24 protein-coding genes are annotated in these 24,813 nt (G+C 41.8%); 13 read left to right on the top strand and 11 right to left on the bottom strand.

The genetic code is table 11. From position 1 onward, the window contains the following. Nucleotides 1-282: 282 nt before the first annotated feature. Nucleotides 283-2,064, top strand: a complete 1,782-nt coding sequence (gene msbA, locus J3U64_RS05780; protein ID WP_267408603.1) for a lipid A export permease/ATP-binding protein MsbA — start codon at nucleotides 283-285, stop codon at nucleotides 2,062-2,064. Between the two features lie 236 nt (nucleotides 2,065-2,300). Here the strand turns inward: msbA and J3U64_RS05775 are convergent, their stop codons facing one another. Next, nucleotides 2,301-3,374, bottom strand: coding sequence for a hypothetical protein (locus J3U64_RS05775; RefSeq protein ID WP_267408602.1), 1,074 nt, complete (start codon nucleotides 3,372-3,374; stop codon nucleotides 2,301-2,303). 197 nt (nucleotides 3,375-3,571) lie between these two features. Here J3U64_RS05775 and J3U64_RS05770 point away from each other — a divergent pair, with 197 nt between their 5' ends. The 4 genes from J3U64_RS05770 to J3U64_RS05755 are packed head-to-tail and all read left to right on the top strand — an operon-like array spanning nucleotide 3,572 to nucleotide 7,103. Then, nucleotides 3,572-4,423, top strand: a complete 852-nt coding sequence (locus J3U64_RS05770) for a glycosyltransferase family 25 protein (protein WP_267408601.1) — start codon at nucleotides 3,572-3,574, stop codon at nucleotides 4,421-4,423. A gap of 31 nt (nucleotides 4,424-4,454) precedes the next feature. Further along, the gene (locus J3U64_RS05765) at nucleotides 4,455-5,249 is read left to right on the top strand and encodes a putative nucleotide-diphospho-sugar transferase (protein ID WP_267408600.1); all 795 of its coding nucleotides are present in this window, start codon (nucleotides 4,455-4,457) and stop codon (nucleotides 5,247-5,249) included. 25 nt (nucleotides 5,250-5,274) lie between these two features. Beyond that, nucleotides 5,275-6,078, top strand: a complete 804-nt coding sequence (locus tag J3U64_RS05760; protein ID WP_267408599.1) for a glycosyltransferase family 25 protein — start codon at nucleotides 5,275-5,277, stop codon at nucleotides 6,076-6,078. Between the two features lie 32 nt (nucleotides 6,079-6,110). Then, complete coding sequence (locus J3U64_RS05755; protein ID WP_267408598.1) at nucleotides 6,111-7,103, top strand: glycosyltransferase family 2 protein; 993 nt, start codon at nucleotides 6,111-6,113, stop codon at nucleotides 7,101-7,103. 6 nt (nucleotides 7,104-7,109) lie between these two features. Here J3U64_RS05755 and J3U64_RS05750 read toward each other — a convergent pair whose 3' ends face one another. Together J3U64_RS05750 and J3U64_RS05745 are read right to left on the bottom strand one after the other, a co-directional pair. Further along, nucleotides 7,110-7,682: a hypothetical protein gene (locus J3U64_RS05750; RefSeq protein ID WP_267390829.1), complete on the bottom strand. Its 573-nt coding sequence runs from the start codon at nucleotides 7,680-7,682 to the stop codon at nucleotides 7,110-7,112. A gap of 12 nt (nucleotides 7,683-7,694) precedes the next feature. After that, complete coding sequence (locus tag J3U64_RS05745) at nucleotides 7,695-8,441, bottom strand: hypothetical protein (protein ID WP_267390828.1); 747 nt, start codon at nucleotides 8,439-8,441, stop codon at nucleotides 7,695-7,697. A 329-nt stretch (nucleotides 8,442-8,770) separates the two neighbouring features. Between J3U64_RS05745 and sstT the strand changes: the two genes are divergently transcribed. The 3 genes from sstT (at nucleotide 8,771) to J3U64_RS05730 (ending at nucleotide 12,227) form a co-directional block, all read left to right on the top strand. Next, entirely contained in the window at nucleotides 8,771-10,006 is a 1,236-nt protein-coding gene (sstT, locus tag J3U64_RS05740; RefSeq protein WP_267390827.1) for a serine/threonine transporter SstT, read from the top strand. Nucleotides 10,007-10,140: 134 nt separating this feature from the next. Next, the gene (locus J3U64_RS05735; protein WP_267408597.1) at nucleotides 10,141-11,136 is read left to right on the top strand and encodes an LLM class flavin-dependent oxidoreductase; all 996 of its coding nucleotides are present in this window, start codon (nucleotides 10,141-10,143) and stop codon (nucleotides 11,134-11,136) included. A gap of 194 nt (nucleotides 11,137-11,330) precedes the next feature. Next, nucleotides 11,331-12,227, top strand: coding sequence for a glycosyl transferase (locus tag J3U64_RS05730; protein WP_267408596.1), 897 nt, complete (start codon nucleotides 11,331-11,333; stop codon nucleotides 12,225-12,227). A gap of 189 nt (nucleotides 12,228-12,416) precedes the next feature. Here J3U64_RS05730 and J3U64_RS05725 read toward each other — a convergent pair whose 3' ends face one another. Next, nucleotides 12,417-14,597 carry a primosomal protein N' gene (locus J3U64_RS05725; protein ID WP_267408717.1) on the bottom strand — a complete coding sequence of 727 codons (2,181 nt, stop codon included), beginning with the start codon at nucleotides 14,595-14,597 and terminating at the stop codon, nucleotides 12,417-12,419. 244 nt (nucleotides 14,598-14,841) lie between these two features. Here J3U64_RS05725 and pyrB point away from each other — a divergent pair, with 244 nt between their 5' ends. Then, nucleotides 14,842-15,783, top strand: coding sequence for an aspartate carbamoyltransferase (pyrB, locus tag J3U64_RS05720; protein WP_267408595.1), 942 nt, complete (start codon nucleotides 14,842-14,844; stop codon nucleotides 15,781-15,783). 7 nt (nucleotides 15,784-15,790) lie between these two features. Then, nucleotides 15,791-16,249, top strand: a complete 459-nt coding sequence (gene pyrI / locus J3U64_RS05715) for an aspartate carbamoyltransferase regulatory subunit (RefSeq protein ID WP_267408716.1) — start codon at nucleotides 15,791-15,793, stop codon at nucleotides 16,247-16,249. Between the two features lie 4 nt (nucleotides 16,250-16,253). Here the strand turns inward: pyrI and fghA are convergent, their stop codons facing one another. The 5 genes from fghA to J3U64_RS05690 all read right to left on the bottom strand — a co-directional run bounded on the left by fghA (nucleotide 16,254) and on the right by J3U64_RS05690 (nucleotide 19,975). Further along, nucleotides 16,254-17,096 (bottom strand): S-formylglutathione hydrolase, encoded by an 843-nt coding sequence (fghA, locus tag J3U64_RS05710; protein ID WP_323811396.1) that lies wholly within the window; start codon nucleotides 17,094-17,096, stop codon nucleotides 16,254-16,256. A gap of 84 nt (nucleotides 17,097-17,180) precedes the next feature. Next, nucleotides 17,181-18,290, bottom strand: a complete 1,110-nt coding sequence (locus tag J3U64_RS05705; RefSeq protein WP_267408594.1) for an S-(hydroxymethyl)glutathione dehydrogenase/class III alcohol dehydrogenase — start codon at nucleotides 18,288-18,290, stop codon at nucleotides 17,181-17,183. Nucleotides 18,291-18,750: 460 nt separating this feature from the next. Continuing rightward, nucleotides 18,751-19,587 carry a PHP domain-containing protein gene (locus J3U64_RS05700; protein ID WP_267408593.1) on the bottom strand — a complete coding sequence of 279 codons (837 nt, stop codon included), beginning with the start codon at nucleotides 19,585-19,587 and terminating at the stop codon, nucleotides 18,751-18,753. Between the two features lie 5 nt (nucleotides 19,588-19,592). Then, nucleotides 19,593-19,754, bottom strand: a complete 162-nt coding sequence (locus tag J3U64_RS05695) for an oxidoreductase-like domain-containing protein (RefSeq protein WP_100141167.1) — start codon at nucleotides 19,752-19,754, stop codon at nucleotides 19,593-19,595. Next, nucleotides 19,751-19,975, bottom strand: a complete 225-nt coding sequence (locus J3U64_RS05690; RefSeq protein WP_267408592.1) for an RNA-binding S4 domain-containing protein — start codon at nucleotides 19,973-19,975, stop codon at nucleotides 19,751-19,753. Before J3U64_RS05690 ends, J3U64_RS05695 begins: the two co-directional genes overlap by 4 nt. A gap of 131 nt (nucleotides 19,976-20,106) precedes the next feature. Between J3U64_RS05690 and argE the strand changes: the two genes are divergently transcribed. From argE to J3U64_RS05675, 3 genes are all read left to right on the top strand, one after another. After that, complete coding sequence (gene argE / locus J3U64_RS05685; protein ID WP_267408591.1) at nucleotides 20,107-21,264, top strand: acetylornithine deacetylase; 1,158 nt, start codon at nucleotides 20,107-20,109, stop codon at nucleotides 21,262-21,264. Between the two features lie 177 nt (nucleotides 21,265-21,441). Next, nucleotides 21,442-21,840: a cytochrome b562 gene (locus J3U64_RS05680; RefSeq protein ID WP_267408590.1), complete on the top strand. Its 399-nt coding sequence runs from the start codon at nucleotides 21,442-21,444 to the stop codon at nucleotides 21,838-21,840. 429 nt (nucleotides 21,841-22,269) lie between these two features. Continuing rightward, nucleotides 22,270-22,491: a hypothetical protein gene (locus J3U64_RS05675; RefSeq protein WP_267408589.1), complete on the top strand. Its 222-nt coding sequence runs from the start codon at nucleotides 22,270-22,272 to the stop codon at nucleotides 22,489-22,491. A gap of 912 nt (nucleotides 22,492-23,403) precedes the next feature. Here the strand turns inward: J3U64_RS05675 and J3U64_RS05670 are convergent. Then, nucleotides 23,404-23,970, bottom strand: coding sequence for a hypoxanthine-guanine phosphoribosyltransferase (locus tag J3U64_RS05670; protein WP_370386743.1), 567 nt, complete (start codon nucleotides 23,968-23,970; stop codon nucleotides 23,404-23,406). Nucleotides 23,971-24,342: 372 nt separating this feature from the next. Further along, on the bottom strand, nucleotides 24,343-24,813 hold the full coding sequence (gene nrdG, locus J3U64_RS05665; protein WP_267408588.1) for an anaerobic ribonucleoside-triphosphate reductase-activating protein: 471 nt from the start codon (nucleotides 24,811-24,813) through the stop codon (nucleotides 24,343-24,345).

Here is a 24,813-nt window from a genome sequence, read left to right as displayed (position 1 = left end):
AGATGTTCTCATAATTTTAATATTAACTAATCAATATTTTTATTATCAATAAATATGAATCTTTTTAAACTTTCCATGCAAGATTTTCTTGTTTTGGTAGAATATACTTAGTTATGATTGATGTGATGATTTAGGCTAGATAGAATAATTAGCTTGGATAATTGCTTGCGGTGTTTAATATTTTAAAAGTTTTTGTATTTGAAAGATTTTGATTAATACAATGTATTAACGATCTATATTAAACTTATATAACATTTATGTTTTGATTGTTCTAGGTAACGAATGAAAAAAAGTAAAGAAACCAATGCCTATTCACCGAAGAATCTGTATAAGAGGTTGTTCCCCTATATGCGGGGACTTGTAAAGTATTTCTTTATCTCTGTGCTGGCTATGGTTGTGGTAGGGGTAACAGGGCCTCTGTTTGCTTATTTGTTGAAACCAATCATCGATAATGGATTCGTCGAAAAAAACATGGAAGCCATGAAATGGGTTCCATTTGAAATTGTCGGTTTATTTATTTTTCGTGGTATTGCTAATTATATTAATGAATACACTAGTGCATATATTTCGAATCAGATGGTTCAGGTAATTCAGCGGGATTTGTTTGCCAAAATGATGATGCTTCCAATCGGCTATTATCAGGAAAATAGCCGTGGGCGTATGATGTCACGGATTACGAATGACGCCAAAGGGATTACTGCAGCCGGTTTTGATGTGATTACTGTGTTTGCTAAAGACGGTGTTACCGTTCTTGGTTTATTAATCTGGTTGTTTTATCTTGATTGGCAACTTACGTTAATTACTTTTGTGACCATTCCTTTGATTGCGTGGTGTGTAAGGATTATTAATAAACGCATCCGTCGATTGGTTACACGAAGTCAAAATGATCTTGGTCAGGTGATGCAGATTTTGTCTGAATCCATTGATGGTACTCGTGTGGTACGTATCTATGGCGGTCAAAATTATGAACAGAATCGTTTGGAAAAGACAAATAAAGCATTACGAAGCCTTGCAGTAAGACGCCAGTCTTATACTTCTATAGGCAGTGCTGTGACGCAATTATTAATTGCAACTTCTTTATCGATTATTTTGTATGTTGCTGCTAAAAGAGCCAGTCATGCAGGATTTACTGCCGGTGATTTTATGTCTTTTCTATCAGCTATGCTGATGATGTTTGATCCATTAAAGCGAATTACTAATATGTCTAGTGTGTTGCAGACAGGTTTGATGGCTGCAGATAGTGTTTTCCATTTTCTGGACGAGCCTGAAGAAAAAGATCTTGGGGTAAAACAGCTTGTTTCACCGATAGGTGATATAACTTTTAATAATGTAACATTACGTTACGGTGAAGCAAATAAAAACGCGATTGATCATTTGAGTCTGACGATTAAACAGGGCAGTGTAGTTGCGTTGGTTGGTGAGTCGGGTTGCGGTAAAACCTCTACAGTTAATCTGATTCCAAGGTTTTATGATGTGACTAGTGGGTACTTAAGTATTGGTGGAATTGATGTAAAAGATTTTGAATTAAAAAGTCTCCGCTCCCAGATGGCGCTAGTTAGTCAGGATGTTGTTTTGTTTAATGATACTATAGCCAATAATATTACTTATGGCTGCCCTGAGGCTACAGAGGCTGATATTATTCAGGCTGCAAAGGCCGCTAATGCTTGGTCTTTTATTAGTAATATGCCTGAAGGTTTACAAACTCAAGTAGGTGATCAGGGGATGAAACTTTCTGGTGGTCAGAGACAGAGACTAGCCATTGCGCGTGCACTGTTAAAAGATGCGCCTATTTTAATTCTGGATGAGGCTACTAGTGCACTGGATACAGAATCTGAAAGGTTGGTTCAATCAGCTCTGGAAACTTTGATGAAAAATCGGACTACAATTGTTATTGCTCATAGGCTTTCAACTATTGAAACTGCTGACAATATTGTGGTGATGCATCAGGGTAGAATTGTTGAGCAAGGTAAACATAAGGATTTGTTAGCCAGAAACGGTCGTTATGCAGTGCTACACCGTATGCAGTTTGGTGAAAACAGAAGTTCAGCTGATGTTAACATTTAGGTATTGTAAATAATTGATTTTCATGTTTTATTTTGATAATGCTAATTTTTTCAAATGTTGTTTATTGAATTTTTAATGATTAAACTGTACTGATTTTTTGATAATAGTTCGTATATACAAAATACAAGATACGGTTTTTAAAAGATTTACGTATCTGTATTTTGTATTTCAATCCTTTCATTTTCAATTAAGCATGTAAGGTTTTAGCCTAGCTATATTGGGCAGTAGCTTCAATGTTATATAACTGATATTTCTTTGTAAGGTGAATCGTCCAGAATATTTTTTATCCAATTGGCAAAACTGTATTTCGATATGATATCAGGATGAATGCTGATTAATGGTCTGACTAAAAAATCACTTAATTGCTGCAAGTCTTTTTCTTCTGTCCAGATAAAAATGTTATCAGGATGGTAAAAATCATAATTCTTTATATATGAATTATTAGTAATTAATTTTTTCCTATAGTACAAGGCTTCAAATACTCTAAATGATAAGCCATTGTGTATCGGGTTAACGATATCTATAAGTATGTCAGCCTTATTAACGTGCTTTAAATTGTCTTCAAAAGAAATATTTTGAGCAATTAAACATATGTTTTGTTCTGTATATTGGACTGCTTTGCTTGCTTCGGACGGGCGCAATTTGATATTGAAATCTAAATTCACGCCATTTTCTATCAGTGCTTTTGCACAGGTTTGGAGGGCTTTTGTTCTGTTGTCAACATGTAAGCCTACGAAGTAAGCAATGAGCCCTTTATGGGGTACTGGTTGTGGATGGTACATGTCAAAATAAAAATTACTCATCCCTTTCAAATGAAATTGGCTATATTCTAGATTATTTACATCTAAAGGATCAAATACAAAAAAACGATCGAACAAATTTATTGTTGGAATGGTTTTGGGAAAGCGTTTAATACCATTCCACTGATAGCCAATAAATTTCTTTTTTGTATGGCTTTTCAGAAGCTCTAATGTTGCGATGGAAAACAGATCCGGACGTATAACTAGTGTATAGTCATAATTATGATTTCCTAGTGTATTCTGGATTTTGTCATATAGCTCTTGGTGATAGATTTGTTCTTTCAGTACAGCTTTATAGGTGAAGTCGAACAAAAATATTTTTCGGATAGTATTAATGATATGCGTTTTCAGACTGGGATAATGAAAATTAGCTTCAATCTTTTTTTTCAGTGTTTCTGAAGTACTGTCAATAAAGATAACTTTGTAATTATGATATTCTAGATGAGTTTTGATGGCAGAGGCGAAGTCGCTATAGCTCGACATAGCTAGAATAATAGTTTGTTGCGGCATTGTTAAATTACTTTTGGAGAGTTGTAGTTTTAAATTGTTGTGAATCTGATAGGGGTTATTGGTTAAGTTAGATTCGTATTTTAGCAGTATATGTTGGTTTCAGTGGTTTTAAGAGAAACAATATCTGTGAATTGTTTTGTGGTTTTTGGTTATAATTTATGAATAAATTATGATTTAGTTGGTATGGTGTTGAATAAATGCTCAAAACCTTTTTAATAAATCTGGATAGACGTTCAGATAGGTTAATTTTCGTTAAACGGCAATTGGGGAATTTGGGGATTGATTTCGAACGAATCAGTGCTGTTGATGGTAATTGTTTAACGGATGAGCAGAAAGTATTTTTAAATCAGCCGAGATTTGCCTTAGAGTGTAAACGTAAGGCTGTTAACGGAGAGTTTGGCTGTGCTTTATCTCATCGAGCCGTCTGGCAGCGGATGGTAGATGAGAGTATTCCTTTTGCTTTAGTGCTGGAAGATGATGTTCAGTTGAGCTCTGAGCTGGTTTCTTTAATTGCTGAAGAAAAAAATTATCATTCATTTGATTTTTTGAATCTGACTTTGAAGCGCCCATATTATGATATTGATGCTGTGGAAATTAAAAAATCACTTTCCCAAAAACAACTTATTCGTCCAGCATTTTGGCAAGTGATAAAGCGTAAAGCTTGGCGGATGATGGAGGCCAATGCAATTGTTAAGTGGAAAATTTATCGTTTACATGCTTTGCATAATGGGATGATTGCCTGTGAATGTGATTTTGCTCCCTCTTTAGCTTGTTGTTATATTGTCTCTTTGCATGGGGCAAAACAAATGCTTTTGGCCAGTAATAATCTTTTTTATCCGATCGATAAAGTTTGGCATTATTGTGGTGGTTTGTTAAAAGAGGGATTTCTGGCTGAACCATTGGCATTTCAGTCACTGGATTCTGATATTCCTCATCGTGTGCGCTTTAAATTGACATTTTGGCAAAAATTTATAAGATTTTTTGTGAAGGGGCGACATTGGCGACGCAGACTGGATGTAATACGCATTTATGGTTGGTCGCGGGTATAATTAATATCGTTCATGTTTGAGAATATTAATAATGGTTAAACTGGGTAGGGAGTATGCTTGGCGTGCGAAGAATCGTCGGGTTGTGGTACCGCTAGCTGAAGTAGTAACGGAGGAAATGAAAGCTTCTGCTGCTGATGGGGTGACAGTGGTGGCTTATCATACGGATGATGAGTTTTATACGCATGAAGCGAAACGGATGTGTGCTTCTGCTGAGCGTTTAAATATAAAAGTTAAAACTACAACGATTCCCAGTAAGGGGGGATGGGAAGCTAATACCTCTTTTAAATCGAACTATTTGATGCATGAGCGAGATTTGGTGAGTGGTCCGATGTTGTATGTCGATGTGGATGCGGTTTTCCATGTTTCACCGTTGAAATATTTGGCTGGTCTGGATTGTGATATAGCTGTTTATTATGATTTGGGTGATGGTCATTTAGTTTCGGCTACTTTATTTTTTCAGGATACAGCTGCTGCCAGACATTTATTGGCCGAATGGAACCGTCAGTGTATTGCTCAGCCGACAATATGGGATCAAGAGGTATTACAATCTGTAATTGCGGCAGACCAAGCTTCTGCCCATCCTCGCTATAAAGTTGCTCATTTGCCAGTGGGCTTTTGCTGGATTTTTGATCGTGAGGATAATTTACTCGCCCCCAAACAACGGGTTTATATAGAGCAGTTGCAGGCCGCGCGCGTGGTTCATGAAAATCTGCGAACCAATGGAAAATTGTTTTCTATTCGAAAAAGTAAGGTACAGCGCCGGATGGATAGGATTCTTGAAATTGAGAATATTTTGTTTCCTAACCGTCTTGATGGTTCATTGTAATGAATATCTGTAATGAAAGTAACAGATGATTTCTGCTTTAGTAATTAATCTGGAACATTCTGCCGAGCGCCTGAGATTCCAGTGTCAGCAGCTGACTCATTTACAGATTCCCATGCGGCGTCTGGATGCGGTGAGTACGAAAGATATATTATCTGATCAGTATGAACACCAGGCAAATGGTTGGGAGCGTAAATTACGTCCGGCAGAATTAGCCTGTTTTTTGAGCCATAAAGCAGCCTGGCAATTTGTTTTGGAAACTGGTCAGCCTTGGTTAATTCTTGAAGATGATGCGTTGCTTTCACATAAAACGGCTGAACTTTTGACAACTATATCTTCTCTGACTTGTGAGTTAGATTATGTGAATCTGGAAACTAGGCACCGGAGAAAATGGCTGGATCGAAAAAGCTTGGCTTTGATTGCGGGTTATGAATTGCGACGTTTATATCAGGATCGAACAGGTGCTGCTGCTTATGTTTTATTTCCATCAGGAGCACGTAAGCTGCTAAACAGAGCACAGTTTGCGGCTCCGGCATTGGCTGACGCTTTTTTATGCCGGTCCTATGACTTAAATGGCTGGCAGGTTTATCCGGCTGCTGCCATTCAACTGGATCAATGTGCTAATTATGGTTTGAACCCTCCTGTTTCTTTTGTTTCAACGATAACACCTGAAAATAATGTTAAACCACAGGCTAACCATTTTTATCATTATTTATGTTTTAAATACCGTCGGCTGGCAGCGCAGTTACGTATGGGCTGTCGTCAGCTGTCTGTATCAAGATGTGCGCAACGACTAATGGTACCTATTATACAAAGTGATTTTGAAGAATAAGTTTGTGGGAGATGAAGGATATTTTCGCTGATATGGGCAAAATAGAGTTAAGTATTCTGATTCCGGTATTCAATGTAGGAGTTTATCTACCTGAATTGCTGGAATCTTTATTGCCAAATTTGCCGGTTAATGTTGAAGTGATTTTTTATGATGATTGTTCGCAGGACGACTCGCTGGCTATTATCCGAAAATATCAGCAAATTTACCCAGATGCGTTTATTCGCGTGTTGTGTGGACAGGAAAATAAAGGTATTACGCAGGTACGCCAATGTCTCTTACATTCAACTCAAGCTGAGTATATTTGGTTTATTGATTCGGATGATAAGGTTGAATCGCTAGCTGTCCAACAGATTATGGGTATTTTGAAACAATACCGTCCAGATGTACTTCTATTTGATTATGATGTATTTTTTGATAATACTGGTAAGTCAAAATCGAAGGAGCATTTATCGATTGCTCCGGCCAATACTTTACTGCATCAGAAAAATGGAAACTTGTTTCATCTTGCTATTATGGATGGGAAACATTATTTCTGGAATAAAGTTTTCCGACGCCAGTTGGCGACAAAAGTTTGTCGTTTTACTATTCCTGCCTACGAAGATATTGCGAATACACCTAGTCTGCTGCATGAATGCCAAACTTATTTTTATTATCCGCAGGTTTTAGTGCATTATCGTATATGGCCAAATTCTATTGTGCAGAAAATGAGTCCAAAGCAGGTTTATGGTATCGAAGCTTATCTCACTCAAGCATTTTATGCTGAAACTATTGTAGGTGATGAGAAATGTTGTGCTTATTTGCTGTATAAGGCTCATTTGTACTATTTTCGTTTATGCCGGAAGCTTGCAAAAACAGCTATGCCAGAAAAAGAAAAAAAGGCAATTTTGCACAAGGCGGCTGAGCTTTTTGTCGTGAAACGTTTGTCAATTCGTACAACAATTTTGTTGTTGCTGCGTACTCATTTGTGGGATAAAGCGGCTAAATTGATGTTGAAATCAGCTTTATTTGCCTTGACGCATAAATGAAGTTTTTTAAATAGCAATTATTCTCCCTGTTTTTACCCAGGTATGGATTAGTTGTTTTTCGTCGTCCCAGTTATGTCCGGTCCAGCCTTCACTAGTAAAGTTGTGAATATATACGGTATTTTTTGGGTACTGCTGGCAAATATAATCAATGGCAAGAAGTCCTGTACTAGGTTGACGGAAACCCAGTGAGTCGGCACAGTGGCGGTAAATGTTGCTTGGTATGGTGTTGATGAAATATTGATCCAATTGCGATTTTTTTATCCATTTGGGAAAACGCCATAGGTATTTTATGCGTTTATGCATAGGGATGTTCTGGTAGCGACTATAGAAAATATCTTTTTTACTATAGCGGAAAAATATTTGAGTTTCGGGTTTTAAAAATTGATGTTCGATTACCAGATGTCTAATCTGGGTGTAACCATTGGCAATGAATATCCAATCTGCTTTAAGTGTGCAGTTTGGATTGGGGTTGTTAAAGCGGACTACGATGTCATCATGCTGAATCAGGTGTGCTATGGAGTTTTGTTCGTCAGCATTACCAATAATGAAGAATTTACTGTGAGTCTGAACTGTTTTCATAGTGGTTTGTTATTATTGCCAATAATTTTTTAGCCAAGGAGCCGGTAAAATTTTACGGTACCATTTACCTCCGCCACCTTTGATGGCATCTGGAGGATTAACTTCGCCATGAAAAACGATGATTTTACCAAAATCAGGTTTTTCCGGTGCTTGCCATATTGCATAAGGCATTTTTTTTAATACATTGTACTTATAGCTCAGGCACCAGTTTTCTGGCCAATAGCTAAGTTGATGATGTTCACGCACATACCATGATAAAAAAGCCTGTTCATGGCGGAATTGTTGCCGAATTTGTTGAAAATGATTGCGAAAATAATCCATTAAATCTGGTATTGCACCAATTTGAAATCTATAAACAGAACTGTTGCCAACTTTGCGCCAAGGTTTTTTCCAGTCACGGATAATCCAGACTTCATCGGGACGACTGGATGGCTGGGTGAAAAAGCAATCGATGTTATCGATGATAACGATATCTATATCTAGAAATAGGGCTGTGCCTTGTAAACCAAACAGGTTGGCACTAAAAGTGGTCAGTTTATTCCAGCCGCGTTCTGGTAAGCCTGCAGGCAAGTTTAATGGTATCAGTGGATGGCATTGAATTGCAGGATGAATGCCGCTCGCGTCATCTGTCAGGCAAATCATGGTAAATGGCAGGGTCAGATTACGTTTTACCATGTGATATAGTCGGTTGACATATTCCGCGCCATATTTCTGCCCCCATTTCATACATAATATGTAATTTTGTGAAGCTTTGTTCATTGATTGCTGTATCGGGCGATTTTGAGGTTTGCAGTATAGCATTTTAGTATTTTGGGCTGCTTGATCTATTTGAGTTGAGTTAATTAAGAGCTGCTGTTTTTTAACTATTTTGGTTGTTATATGTTTATTCGTAGGTTCAGGCTATTTTAATGCTAAACTTGTTATCCAGCTGCTAAGTTGTAATGGTTTTCTGTTAAGTTTAGGCTGTTGTGGAGGTGGATGGAAATGGATTTAAAAACTTGATTTGGTGTAATGAATTTTTATGCATGGCTGGATGGTTTTTAATCTGTTTTACATATGTTTTATCCGGCTGTAACTAAGGATTGTAAATGAAGAAACTTTTATGGATATTGTTTAAGAGTAATCTGATTGTACGCATGTTAGTGTGTATGATTATTGGCGCGTTTATCGCGGCTTTTTTACCGCAATACGGGGTTAAACTGGAATTTCTTGGCAGGGTATTCATTCAGGCTTTGCGTGCTGCTGCACCTATTCTGGTTTTCGTACTGGTGATATCTTCGATTGTCAATAATAAGTTTGATAATGTTTCCAGTATTAAGTCGGTGGCTTGGCTGTATGCTATAACGGTGCTGATTTCTGCAATACTGGCTTCAACGGTGAGTTATTTGTATCCACTGCATTTGGTGATGGATGTGCCGCCGGCTTCCGAGAAACCGCCCGAAGGTGTAGCTGAGATTCTGATGAATATTATCCTTAAGTTTGTGGATAATCCGATCGATGCATTGGCTACTGGCAATTTCCTCAGTATCTTAGCGTGGTCGACGGCATTGGGTATTGCTTTACGTCACAGTAGTGAAGCAACTAAATCGGTAATTAAAAACTGGTCTGATGCAACTATCTGGGTGGTACGGCTGGTGGTGGCCATTGCCCCTTACGGAGTTCTAGGTTTGGTGGCTTCGCATTTTACTAGTGATGGTCTGGCTAAATTAAAAAATTATCTTGAGTTGATTGGAGTATTACTTGGTTTGATGGTATTTGTGGCCTTGGTAATCAATCCACTGATTGTGTTTTTGAATTTCCGTAAAAATCCTTATCCACTGGTATTTACATGCCTGCGTTATAGTGGCATTACGGCGTTTTTTACTCGTAGTTCGGCCGCCAATATTCCAGTAAATATTCGTCTGGCTCAGCGTATGCAGTTGCCCGAAGAAATATACTCACTTTCTATTCCTTTGGGTGTAACGATGAGTATGAATGGTGCAGCTATTACAATTACGACGATGACGATGGCTACTGTGCATACTTTGGGTATGGATGTAAGCTTTATTCAGACATTATTGCTGAGTATTTTGGCTACAGTATGTGCACTTGGTGCTTCCGGTGTACCGGGAGGTTCATTACTACTGATTCCAGTGGCGTGTAGCATGTTCGGAATTGATCCAGCCATTGCAGCTCAGGTTGTGGCCATTGGCTTTGTTATCAGCGAGATTCAGGATTCTGCCGAAACTGTTCTGAATTCTTCCAGTGATATGCTGTTTACTTCAGTGGTATCGTTGAAGCAGCAAGGTCGGGACCCTAGTAAAATTGAACTACTGCCAGAATAATTTGTTATCAGTTTTTTTAAACCGCTGCATGTTTCCTGCAGTGGTTTTTTTGTATTTGAATTGAATATATTTGTAATTTGGTGAAGAACGGAATAACTTAGTCTCTGTTGTGTATTTTAAAGACGGGAAGTTTAATGGCGATACCTGTTTCAATTTTGAATCTGGTGCCGCGTCGAGACAATGGTACGGCAGCTTCGGCAATACGGGATATGTTGCGTCTGGCACAGGTAGCCGAACAGCTGGGGTTTGTACGCTACTGGATTGCTGAACATCATAATATGCCGATGGTGGTCAGTTCGGCAACACAGATATTGATCGGCCATACGCTGAGCCATACGCATCATATTCGTGTAGGCAGTGGCGGTGTGATGTTGCCTAACCATAGTCCGTTGCTGGTGGCTGAACAATATGGCACTCTAGCTACAATTTATCCGCACCGAGTTGATCTAGGGCTGGGGCGAGCGCCTGGAACAGACAGAGTAACCGCTGCTGCTCTGAGGCGCCAGTTGAACGATGTTTCGCTTAAATTTGCGGATGATGTGGTGCAGTTGCAACGTTATCTAGGTGATGAGCAACAGCAGGGGTTAGTAAAGGCTTATCCGGGTATGGGCACTCATATTCCCTTATATATATTGGGTTCTAGCACTGACAGTGCATATCTTGCAGCCAGCCTGGGTTTGCCTTATGTCTTTGCGGCGCATTTTGCTCCGCGTTTTCTGGATGAGGCAGCTGCTATTTACCGTGAGCGATTCCAGCCGTCTGCTCAACTGGCTGCACCTTTTTTTATGCTCTGTCTAAATCTGGTGGCGGCTGCTACTGATGATGAGGCTCTTTATTTACAAACGACGCAGTTGCAGTCTGTGCTGGGGCTGATTCGGAATAATCGGAAAGCGCTGCATCAGCCAGTACCGTCTATGGATGGTTTGTGGACAGCTGAAGAAGAAGCATACGTACGAAATTTTACCGCTTGTACTTTATTGGGCGCACCAGAAACAGTTAGGCAGCAGTTAGAAGGATATGTCTTGCGTTTGCAGCCGGATGAAGTGATGGCAGTCAGCTATATTTATGATATGGATAAGTTGCTTGAGTCTTATAATATTTTTAAGACAGTGGCTGATAATGTTGGTTAAGTATGGTTCGGGTAGGCTGAAAGTTAGTATTTCGTAGCGAGTTATGATTCAGATGTGGCAAATTTTAGTCTAGTGTTGTGGCATTATTTGCCCCAAATCAAGTGTTATTTGATTATTTTTATCATTTGCCTTGGTATTTTTTGCTGTAATATTACAATTATTCTCAAAATGTAAGCAAAATCGGGAGTATATGCATGAGCAACGATGTTATTAAGGTTTTTGTGGGTTGTGACCCAAATAACTGTGATCTGGAGCAGATGATGGTGGTGGATTACAGTATCCACAAACACACGTCGCGGCCGGTAGAAATCGTCTGGATGCAGTTAAGTCATGATCCGAAAAGTCCGTGGTATTCTGATCCACAAACGGGTGCAGGCTGGCATACAGAAAAGTGGGCAACGCCATTTTCCGGTTTTCGCTGGGGGATCCCGGCCGCCTGTAATTTTGAGGGACGCGCCATTTATATGGATGCGGATATGATTGTATTGGCTGATATAGCGGAATTGTGGGCACATCCGATTGAAGGCGAAGCGATTGTTGCGGCTAAAGAAGTACATGATCATGCTAAGGGTAAACGATTTACTCGATTGTGTACTTGTGTCTGGGATTGCGCCAAAGCTAAATCGATTTTGCCTGAGCTGGCTAGTTTGCGTGCTGACCCTGATTCGCATAAGAAAATGATGGCAAAGTTTAAGCAACATCCGGAATGGGTACAGGCTTATAAGGCTGCTTGGAATTGTGTCGATGGAGAAGGGATGCCGATAGAACAGATGAAAATTTTGCATTATTCAGATATGGGTACGCAGTTCAGTCATAAATACTCCATACCGCGTCTAACCGCTGCTGGTCAGAAACATTGGTTTGACAGTGATATTTTGCCTCATCCGCGTAAGGATCTGGTTGAATTGTTTGATCAGTATTATCAGGAGGCGCTGGATGCTGGTTATAAACTGGAAAATTATGCTGTTAAACCATTTGGTGCATTTCCGAAAGAGTCACAAGTTGGTTATGATGGTAATGAAGTGACGCGTCAGAAAAAACAGAAATCTTGGCTTTCGCGCGCATGGCACGGTCTGACCGGTCGCGCTTAAACAAATTATTTGAATAAATCTGGTCGTTTGCTGTTCTAGCTAGCGACCGTTTTTTTGATAATTATATTTGTAAATTATGAGTAACTGTGAAAATTAGAATGACTGTTTAGCTGTTCCGATACTTGAAACGCATGTCTGGTATGAATAGCCTTGAGCAAACTCTCAGGAAAAGATATATATGGAGTATAGCTACATTTCCAGTGGGTCGACATCTATTAGCCAACGTGTATGAGGGTTGCTTTTTTCCAGATGCAGGAGCCAATTTTGCCATAATGAAATGCTGTGGTGTAGGTCGCGCCGGTTTTTACTTTCTAGAAATACTTGTGCGCGTTCGTACCCAGCCAGTCGGGCCATCAGCATCGGTACTGGACCGAAGACATTGACATTGGCAGGTAATGCATGCTGCTGCTCGATTCCTTGTTGCGCTTGCCGTAAAAGCTGTTGCGCCTCGTTCATGGTGCGAGCGTCTGCGCGGATGGCGGCTATATAACTAAATGGCGGCATGCCCAGCTCTTGTCTTTCTGCCAGTTCTGCCGTGGCGAAAGTTACATAATTCTGTGCCGCCAAAGCTTGGTACACTTTGTGTTCCGGTTGACGCGTTTGTACCCATACTTCACCAGAGCAGTCGGCTCTGCCGGCTCTGCCACTTACCTGCATTAATTCGGCAAATAAACGTTCAGGAGCACGGAAATCAGCGCTATAGAGACTGTTGTCTGCATTTAAAACCACCACTAGATTGAGATGGGGAAAGTCATGGCCTTTGGCCAGCATCTGGGTGCCGACCAGTACATCTACTTCTTTACGCATAATAGTGTGATAGATTTCCGACCAGTCTTGTCGGTGGGCTGTGCTATCACGGTCTACCCGCAGAATGCGTGCACTAGGGAGCAAATGCTGCAGGTATTCTTCAATGCGCTGAGTCCCTTGTCCAACGGCGGTCAAGTCCTGATTGCCACATTCCGGGCAGGATGGGGGTATGGGCTGGTGAAAATCACAATGATGGCAGCGTAGCTGACCTGCATGCTGATGTAAAACCAGTTTGGCGGAGCAATTCGGGCAGCCGAAAGTATGACCGCAAGCATCGCAGAATAAAGCTGGGGCAAAACCCCTTCGGTTTAGGTAAACCATGCTTAAACCACCGCGAGCGACATTGGTTTGCAGTTTTTGCTTGATGATATCGCTGATACCATTATCCAGTGGTAAGCGGCGGATATCGAGTAAATGTATTTGTGGCAATTGGGCGTTGGTGTGTGCCCGCTCGCTCAGTTGCAGTAATTGGTAATCTCCGTGCCGCGTTTTATACCAGCTTTCTAATGACGGAGTGGCACTACCCAGTACCACTGGACAAGCTGCCTGCCGCGCCCGCCAGACAGCCAGGTCACGGGCCTGATAGCGTAGTTCGCTTTCTTGTTTAAATGAATAATCGTGCTCTTCGTCGACAACAATCAGGCCTAGATTAGGCATGGGGGTAAATATGGCCAGACGTGTACCGATAACCAGAGCTGCCTGCCCCAGAGCTGCCTGAAGATAGTTGGTGGTACGTTGTCCGGCTGCGGTCTGGCTGTGTAATATAGTAGTAACTGTATGTGGAAAACGCTGGCGTACCCGTTGCATAAGCTGCGGTGTGAGGTTGATTTCGGGCAGCAAAAACAGTACCTGTTTACCTTGCTGCATTATATTGGCCATGATGTCGAAATAGACTTCGGTTTTACCACTGCCAGTAATGCCATACAATAGAAATGGGGCAAATTGTCCACATCTGGTTTGTACTTCTGCACTGGCTAGTTGCTGTTGCTGATTGAGCTGATGCCGGCTGGTCGGTACAGGTCCACAAGCCGGTATGTGACTGGCTTCTATCCAGTTTTGTTGTTGCCACTGTTTAAGATATTGTGATGCCTGAGTATGTATGGTTTTAAGCTGGTGCAGAGTGGCTGGAGCGGCTAATAGTCTCTGCCATAATGCATTTTGTTTATGATAACGAGCCGGAGGTGCTGGCTGGATGCGTCCAAGGGCATTGAGGCTGTAAATGTGTTCTTGTTTCGGTAATGGCACGGCTTGAGGCTGACGCAGACCTTTGGGTAGGGCCGCCATCACGGCTTGTCCAAGAGGATAATGATAATAGCGCGCAGTAAAGCTAAGTAGTGCACGCCAGTCTGCGGGCAATTGCCAGCCATCCGATAAAATGTTCTCAATGGGTCGTATTTTGCTAAGGTCTATTTCCGGCTGTATATCACTTTCCCATACTATGGCTGCTACCAATCGGTTGCGAAAGCGTACGGCTACCCTTGTTCCTGCCGGCAAGGTGGTTGGATGGGCGTATGTTAACAGTGGGTAGAGGGGCACGTTCAGTGCCAGTTGATGGTAAATCAATGTAATCAGGAGTAAATGGGCAATGATTTGTTTATTGTAACTCAAAGTGGCTGGCTTTTACCGTGGGAGTGTTTATGAGATAATTCACTTAGTTAATATGGAGTAACTGAATAATGACAATATTTGCAGCCAGCTTATTGTTGTGTCTGAAGCAGTTGTTGCTTTTGAACAGTTAATGACCATATGTATACCCGTTTCCAAGCGGGTTTTTTTATGCCTGTTGTTAGATGCTGAAAGTTAAATTATGGCTAATCCGCTTTTTCGCCAACATTTTATTTCGATAAATGATTTATCCACAGAGCAACTGGAGTTCTTACTGACGCTTGCGTTGCAGTTAAAGCGGCAGCCGCAGACTGAGTTGTTGAAGGGACGATTAATTGGTTCGTGTTTTTTTGAGCCTTCTACGCGAACACGGTTGTCGTTTGAGACGGCGATTCAACGGCTGGGAGGAAAAGTTATCGGTTTTGCTGATGGTGCCAATACCAGTGCCAAAAAGGGCGAAACTTTGGCTGATACGGCACGAATTATCAGTAATTATGCTGATGCAATCGTTATGCGCCATCCTAAAGACGGTGCAGCACGTGTTGTTAGTGAATTTGCTCATGTTCCCGTGATTAATGCTGGTGATGGTACTAATCAGCATCCGTCTCAAACTTTACTGGATTTAGTGACGATATACGAAACACAGGGAACCTTGCAGAATTTGAAGATTGCCATGGTTGGTGATTTGAAATATGGGCGCACAGTACACTCACTGGCTCAGGCTCTGAGCCGCTGGGGCTGTGAGTTTATTTTTGTATCTCCTCCCACTCTGGCCATGCCAAATTATATCTGTGAGCAGCTGGACGAGGACGGGGTTGTCTATCGCACATCAGATAATCTTGAGGAAGCGCTGGCTTGGGCTGATATTGTGTATATGACACGCATACAGCGGGAGCGGTTTGATGAGCAAGAATTTGCACGAATTAATGGTCATTTTAGTCTTTGTGCGGCTATGTTGAAGCAGGCAAAACCGAATATGCGAATTCTGCATCCTTTACCACGGGTAGATGAAATTCATGCGGATGTCGATGAGAGTATTCATGCTTATTATTTTCAGCAAGCGAATAATGGTATGTATGCGCGTCAGGCGATTTTGGCAGCAATTTTGAATGAAGAAACTGATGCGGACAGTGCACGAGGTTAAAGCAATGATGAATCAGACCAGATTAAGTATTGAGGCGATTAAAGACGGTACGGTAATTGATCACATTCCGGTAGGGCAGGGGCTGAATATTCTGCGCCAGTTCAAGTTGCTGCATTCCGGTAATGCGGTTACAGTGGGTTTTAATCTGAGTAGCCAGTCCAGTGGCAGCAAAGATATCATTAAAATAGCTGGTCATTTTCTGGATGATGCAGCGGCTAACCGTCTGGCTTTGTTTGCACCTCGAGCAACTGTCAATGATATTGAAAATTTTAAAGTAGTGCGTAAACGCATGCTCACACTGCCAGAAGCCATTACTGAGGTTTTTTGCTGTCCGAACAGCAATTGTGCCAGCCATGGTGAACCGGTACAAAGCCGTTTTACAGTGCAGTTGAGCCATGGCGAAACCCGTTTACGCTGTCATTATTGTGAGAAAACCTTTGCGCGTGAATCTGTGATTGAAGCCTGATGACCTATAGTCCGAATGCTTCAGCATGAAAGCTGATATGGCTTTCGATAAATGTACTGACAAAATAATAACTGTGATCGTAATGTTCACGTAGGTGATAACGGATATCAGTTCCTTTGCTTTTAGCTGCTACTATGAAATCCTGAGGATGTAATTGTTCAGGGTAAAATTCATCTACACTACCTTGATCAATCAGAATGGGTAAGGATGGTGGGTATAGCTGAATAAGCTCAGTACTGTCGTAAGCTGCCCATTCAGCCTGATTATTGCCCAGATAAGTGCTAAATGCTTCTTGTCCCCATGCACAGTTCATGGGATGGGCAATTGGAGCAAATGCTGATGCAGCAAGATAGCGTTGTGGATTTTTCAGTGCAATCATTAATGCACCATGGCCGCCCATGCTGTGCCCACACAGGCTGCGCTGATTAGTAACAGGAAAATGCTTTTCGATAAGTACGGGTAGTTCTGTGACTACATAATCGTACATTTGATAATGCTGTGCCCAAGGTTGTTGAGTGGCATTGAGGTAGAAACCGGCACCCTGTCCCAGACTGTAACTATCGGCGTTGGCAACTTCTGCTCCGCGTGGGCTAGTATCGGGCATTACCAGAACGATGCCCCACTCTGCAGCAAAACGCTGTGCACCACTTTTGATGGAAAAATTTTCATCAGTGCAGGTAAGGCCAGCAAGACAATAGATTACGGGCAGCGCGTACCCTTGTAATGCACGTGATGGCAAATATATAGAAAAAGTCATGTTGCAGTGGTTGAAGTGGCTGTAATGTTGGTAGCGCCGTTGTTCGCCATTAAAAAGTTTATGTTTGTTCAGCAGTGTGATTTCAGTCATGGTAGCTTATCCGTTCTGCTCGTTGGATGAATATGATTTACCGCAGTATTATGATTAAAATTGAAACCATAGCAAGGTGTGGATTCAATAGTAAATCACGGTGCGGATAGATTCTCCGCTGTGCATTAGCTCAAACGCCTGATTGATGTCGGCTAGTGGCAAGGTATGGGTAATGAAAGGTGATAGCTCAATTTTGCCTTGCATGGCTTCTTCCACCATACGCGGAAGTTGTGATCGTCCTTTCACGCCGCCAAATGCAGAACCTTTCCAAATACGTCCGGTAACCAGCTGAAAAGGGCGTGTGGCGATTTCCTGTCCGGCACCAGCTACACCGATGATAATACTTTGCCCCCAGCCACGATGAGCACATTCTAGTGCTGCTCGCATTACGTCCACATTGCCGATGCATTCAAAGCTATGGTCCACACCCCATTCGGTGAGACGGATAATAACCTGCTGGATGGGCTCTTCATAATCATCAGGATTGATGCATTCGGTAGCGCCGAAATGTCTGGCTAGCGTGAATTTGGCCGGATTGGTATCAATGGCGATAATCCGTCCAGCACCAGCCAGCCGTGCCCCTTGAACCACAGCCAATCCAATACCGCCCAGCCCGAATACGGCCACACTATCGCCTGCCTGTACTTTAGCCGTGTTGTGTACCGCACCAATGCCGGTGGTGACGCCGCAGCCGAGCAGACACACTTCTTCCGGTCTGGCGGCTGGATTGATTTTGGCCAATGAAACTTCCGCCACAACGGTATATTCACTAAATGTAGAACAGCCCATGTAATGATAAATGGGATGACCCTGATAGGTAAAACGTGTGGTGCCATCTGGCATCAGTCCTTTACCCTGAGTGGCGCGCACAGCAGTGCATAAATTGGTTTTGCCTGAGCAGCAAAACAAGCATTTGCCACACTCAGCTGTATAAAGAGGAATTACATGGTCACCTGGTTTGACCGAAGTTACCCCTGCACCTACTTCTACCACAATACCGGCGCCTTCATGGCCTAAAATCGTCGGAAATACACCCTCTGGATCGGCACCTGACAAAGTAAAAGCATCGGTATGACAGACACCGGTATGGGTAATTCTGACGAGAACTTCTCCCGCTTTGGGCGGTGCAACATCAACTTCTACAATTTTTAATGCTTCACCCGGTGCGAAGGCCACGGCGGCACGAGATTTCATTCTTTATCCTCAGGGTTGATTATATTAAGAGTTTAGCTGAACCAGCCAAATGCTCTCAGTATAACAGCTATCTTATTTGTGATTACTGCTATGGATTGTGAAATATAATCAGAAAAATGATGCAAGTATCCGTTAGAAATGTAGCTTTATTATGTTTGAGGTAATGCGTTGATGATGGTCAGGGTGCCCAACGGTATAATTTATTTGCTTTGTTGAATGATGCGCTGTTTTTATGCATACAAATATTTGAATTGTATTGACCTCGAATAAAAGGCGGGAAGACGGTTTAACAATTTTGCATTATTGTTTGTGTGCCTCTGGGCTGGCAGCAAACCGAGTGTATTTTGCAGCAATAACACAATGCTTGATAAACTGTGTTTGCACTAAGAAAACCGTCAATATGCATTTGGTGATCCAGGCCTATAAGATTTTACTTGTCTGAATTAAATCGCATATGCCGTTAATCTGTCAGATGATGCCAGACTGGTACGCAGATAGGTGGTAATTCGGGGCAGCAGCCTAGTAAGCCACCGCCGAAATCACCATCTCGATGAAAGTCACTGCCACAGCTGGCCAAAAATCCGAATTGTTGTGCCATTAAGGCATAGTTTAGACGGTCGTTGAGTCCGGAACGTCCACTGTGTACTTCTATAGCTACTCCACCACAAGCTTTGAATTCACTGAACAGATTACGTCGTGCCGTGGCCGAAAGTTCATAACGCATGGGGTGAGCTATCACTGCAATGCCTCCTGCATGGCGAATGGCAGCAACAACCTCGGTCAGTTCTGCCCATTGATGACGGACACTGCACGATTTACCATCGGCAAGATATTTGCGGAAAGCATCTGCTTTTTTATTTACATGGCCGCTATTAACCAGAAAATTAGCTATATGGGTGCGTGTTACCATGTCAATATTAGTGGCCTGTGCCAGTGTGCCTTCATAGGCACCCCTGATACCTTTTTTTTCCAGTTTATTGGCAATGGCCTGTAATCGTTGTAGCCGGCCGCTGCGTAGGCGCAGCAGCAAGGTTTGCAACAGCTCATCTTCAGGTGCAATATTCAGGCCGACGATGTGTATAGTTCGCCCGCGCCAGCTTACGGAAATTTCTACGCCATTGATTAATTGGATGCCACATAATTCTGCCTGTTTACGAGCTGCAGCCAGTCCGCCGGTGTGGTCGTGGTCAGTCAGCGCCAGCATCGTGCAACCGTTGGCATGTGCACGTTGAACGACTTCTTCTGGAGTCAGCACCCCATCGGAAATGGTTGAATGGCAATGTAAATCAATACTCATGAATATTATTGGTCGCAAGAAGATGAGGTGAGTTGAGCCAGATGTGCCTCATAGTTGGCTTTTTCACGATAATAAATCTGCCAGACGCAGGCCTCGCCACAATCGCTGTTGCAGCACTCCCAGTCTTCCGGTGGTACTGGTGGTGTTAATGATGATAGCGTATTCATACCTGAGTGTTAATCACGTAGATTTCAGTGTTACCCACGCCGATACAGTCTCCGACGATAATTTTGGCCGTTTTACGTGTCTCTGGCTGCTGATTACGTTGAACCAGGCCTTCAGCAATCATTTGTTTGGCTCGGCCTCCACTTTCTGCCAGTCCGGTCAGTTTGAGTAAATCACATAAAGCTACATATGGATGTCCTGCTAAATCAAAATGCTGTTTCATGTGTGGTGCCTTTCAGTAAAGGTATATTGTAGCGATTATCAGCATCAAGCAGTGTATTGTTTGATGTCAATGCTAAGTTAAAAGCATAAAATAGGGGCTTATTAAGCCGGAAATTCTTTGGAGATTTATTTGTGGATACCCTTTCCTGGTTATGTCAGCTCATTTCATTTGATACCACCAGTCGTCAGAGTAATTTAGCCTTGATTAATTATGTAGCAGATTATTTGGAAAGCCGGAAATTGTCGCCTTGGCTGGCACAAAATGTTGCTGGTGATAAGGCTAATCTGTTTGTAACGATCCCTGCCACAGATGGTCGTATTTCCGGTGGATTGGTATTTTCAGGCCATACTGATGTGGTACCGGTGGATGGACAGAACTGGCAGTCAGACCCGTTTGTGGCCGATGTGCGGGATGGCTGTGTTTATGGCAGAGGCAGCAGCGACATGAAAGGTTTTATTGCCAGTGTGCTTGCTGTGGTGCCTGCCATGCAGACAGCGAGACTGAAAGCACCCTTGCATATTGCTTTGTCTTTTGATGAGGAGGTGGGATGTTTGGGTGCACCGGTGATGCTGGCAGAATTGGAGAGAAGGGGGCTACAGCCTGAGTCGTGTATTGTTGGCGAACCTACATCGATGCAGATGGTGGTGGCACATAAAGGAATTCATACATTCTGCTGCGAGGTACAGGGTAAAAACGCTCACTCTTCACTGACTCCGGATGGAGTAAACGCAATTGAGTATGCCGCTCGTTTAATTGTCTTTATTAATCAGCTGGCTCAGCAATTGCAGCAACGTGCTGATTTGGATCATGCATTTGATGTTCCGTTTGCTACTGTTTCTACTGGCCTAATTCGTGGTGGTACAGCTATTAATATTGTACCTGATTACTGTGCTTTTGAATTTGATTACCGTAATCTTCCACATATGACAGTCGACGAACTAATTGAGCCTATCCGGCAATATATTTCGACCCAACTTTTGCCGGCTATGCGCAAAGTGGCGCCGGAAGCTGCTATCAAACTAAACCATGTCGTAAATGTTCCTCCTTTAAATGATGCAAATAATCATTACCTGCATAAGCTGATTGCTGGTCTTGTGGATGTTGAACAACAGGCTAAAGTAGCTTACGCTACTGAGGGGGGGCAGTTCCAAAATAGTGGTATCAATACCGTAGTGTGTGGTCCTGGCAGTATTACGGTGGCACACAAGGCTAACGAATATATTGAATTAGAGCAGCTTAGTCGCTGTGATGTTTTTCTGCGCAAACTGATTCAGATACTAAGTATGTAAGCGCTATTAAAAAAGATATTTTAGGCCGATTCTGTATCAAGAAGAGCACTTGTTAAAATAATTTGTCAGGAGATGTACGCTTTCCTGATTCACCACAGTGGATAAAGCTACTCTGTTGTTCCGCGTATGTAGCTGCATATGCAATGCTACCAATGATTGTAATAATGGGAAAATCAAATGAAGACAAAAGATTTCGTGTCAGTAGGAATATTGTGTCTATCGCTGACCGTATCCAGTGTAACTGTACAAGCGAATGAAGTGAATATGTATATGGGGGCGATTACCATGAGCTATGCACGATTCAATGCTGCTCAGACCGTTGCAGATGCACGTAAGGCTTTAGCTAATATGCGTACGGCGGCCGTGGCTGCACGGGCACAAAAACCATCCGCTCTGGCCAAGGCGCCAACTAATAATCCGAAACTGAAAGTTTATCAGTCTGAAATAGATAGGTTGATTGCTGAAATTGATAAAACTGGTAAGTTGGTGAATGCCGGCAAACTGGCTGAAGCCAAAACCGAGGGCAGAAAAATTCTGCAGTTGCGAGATGAGGGGCATGCAGCCATGAAGCACTGAAATGACTGTGGATTATGCAGATGATATGTTAAAATTATAACGTTGTACCAAAATGCAAAAAGCCTGGTTCCGCCCCTTAAAAGCTAAAGAACCAGGAAACATAGACAAATAAACATTAATCGGTAGAAGATGCTCAGTATTTTATTGCTATGCTGGCATCATCCGAAATTAGATAGGTAAGCTTTTTTCTGAAGCATTTTTTCAACCCCTTTTTACAATCGGATAAAATTGTAGTAATGAAAAAAATATACTTTATACAATAAATTTAGTGTTATTAAAATTTAACTACTTCATTATTGATTATAATACTCAATTTGCTACGTTGTCAGGTTTCATTAGGTAAATAATCGGTTTTCTGGGGTATTTTAGGCTAATGCTGAAAATTGCCGGTTCATCTTACCCAAAGGTGTTGTTTTTACGCCAATTGATATGGCAAATCCCAATACAACCTGTATTCCGCCGATTATAAATTTCGCTGGCGGAAACAGGCGTAACATATACGCCTCCAGATGGCGGTTTACTGCCAAAAAAATAGTCATTAACACTGCCTTTCCTGATTATTCTACCAACACCGCTTTGCGCTTCCAGACGCATGTGGCGGCAGAAGAATGGCAAGGCTGGAAGACCGTTAATCAGAACCGGCAGGCATAATGCCTCCCTGCCATTGTCTACCATGGAAAAGGTATGTCAATGACTTGGTATACAGATTTAAAAAACCATTTGTTGCAAAAATTCAATGGTTTATCTGTCTGATAAAACAGCCTTCCAGAGCTGGCCGTACTATTGAATACGGCTCGGCCATCATACTGTCGGATATTTATATTTGTCAAGAATGTGTTAAATAAATATTATGATTTACTAATTAATGTAATTATAGATTGAGCAGACTGACTAATGTAAAAAAATAATATGAATAATATAAATATTTATATTATTTGATTATTATGTATTGCTGTTTGCATAATAGTGAATGTTATTATATAAATATAGCTGAAATATGCTAAAAATTTAAAATTAAAATTTTTATCTAAATCTGCATAAAAAAATTCACTTTATGAGCAGTTTTATATTGGCTTTATGATCCATACTGGTTTTTTATTTTGATACTCCTTGTGTAAATGCTGATTGGATATATTAATTATTAATAATTAGATTGAATCTTCTATACGCTTAGATTTAAGCGATAGCTTGCAGAATTTTTTTATTAGCTCAAGTTTTTGCATGTAATTGATTTACAGTTGATTGGCATGCTGTTACGGTAGAATTAATTTTAGCGCTTAGGATAAAGATTGCTGCTGATTTTATATTTTATATCTGGCCAGATTTTACATATTATAAGCAGCTTATCAGGCACAGACCTGATAAGCTAATTGAATATAGTAGCTTGAATTTACGGGTATTAGTTGAGGGAAAGATTAGAATGATGATTTTAAAATTTGAGTTGGTGGCTGTTAGTACTTAATATTTTATTACCATATTTTTAGCCAAAATATTTTATTTTCCAATTCTAATATCCAGATAGTGGCAAATTATAACGAAGAGTTTTTGTTTGCTACAAAGTTACTAATTTTCTGCCAGCGCGTAAATTTCATCTAGATTGCGCCATTTTCCTTCAGCATCCATGCCATAGCCAAAGACGTAACGGTTGGGGACATCCAGTCCGACAAAATCAGCTGTAATCGGCTTGTCTTTATCAATCAGTTTATTGGCAAATACAGCGGTGGCGCAGCTGGCTGCACCCATTTCCAGTATCTGTTTTTTAACGGCTGCTAGTGTATGCCCTTCATCAAGAATATCATCCAGTACCAGTATATGGCGTCCAACTACGGCGTTTTGTGGTGCTCTCAGCCACTGATAGTTACCACCTTGCAGTTTATCGCCATAACGTGAAATATGAATATAGTCAAAATCCAATGGAAAACGCAGCAATGGCAATAATTTCCCAGTAAATACTACTGCGCCACCCATTACCGGTAATACCAGTGGATATTTGTCACTGAGTGCGGCTGTGATGTCCGCAGCCATCTGTTCCAGTTTCGCTTCACAGGTGTTGCGGTCAAACAGCAGCTCTGCTGTATCTAGCATGGCCTGTGTTTCAGCGCGTTTGGCGGTTAAATCAATTATGCTCATCGGTGGTGTCCGTGTCAGTGCGTAAAAACCGTTTGGGTTCTGTTGCTGGTCGGTTGTCGGTTATAGACACAGCATAGAAGCAGACGGTGTAGGCTAGGGTTTATTTGGGTAAATATGTGCTGTATCAATTGAGGGAAATAGCACTATGGTAGAGTTAAATTCGCGATTGTAAGCAAAATGAAGCGTAAATTATCCCAAAAATTTATTCAGCGAAGGCAAATTTTATGCCAATTTCCGCTACATTTGGCAGGGAGGAACTGGTATTGCAGGCTAAGTTGATGGTTTATTAATAGAATTTATTTGTAGTGTTTGTTTAAAAGCATCGTTGAGATGCGCTGAATAATGCGCATCTCAACGATGCTGAATTAAGAATCACGCTGGGCGCAGATAATGAATCTGCTGGTTGCTACTTCCACGCCAAATTAATGCTGGATCTCGCAGTTCCTTTATGAATTTACCATCAACCAAGGTGTTTATTTCTGCTACCACCTCTTGTTGCGCTACTGATAGTTCTGCCAGTGTATAGCCGGTCCAAAGCCAGATGTCTTTATGCTCTGTTTCCTGCCGCACTCGCTTCACCAGATGCAAAATAGCGCTAAGGTTATGTGGATGCAGTGGGTCGCCACCGCTGAGTGACAGTCCCTGCCGGATAATACGTGTGTCGTTAAGATCGCTGATGATGCGGTCTTCCAACTGCTGGTCAAATGGCTTGCCGGAGTCGGTTCGCCATGTGGTTGCGTTATAGCAGCCGCGGCATTTATGTTCGCAGCCAGCAACAAATAAGGTGCAGCGCGTACCAGGACCGTTGACGACATCTACCGGATAGTACTGATGGTAATTCAT

This window comes from Snodgrassella sp. B3800, assembly GCF_026535865.1.
Taxonomy (GTDB): Bacteria; Pseudomonadota; Gammaproteobacteria; order Burkholderiales; family Neisseriaceae; genus Snodgrassella; species Snodgrassella alvi_E.
This window is presented reverse-complemented; position numbering and strand designations above follow the sequence as displayed.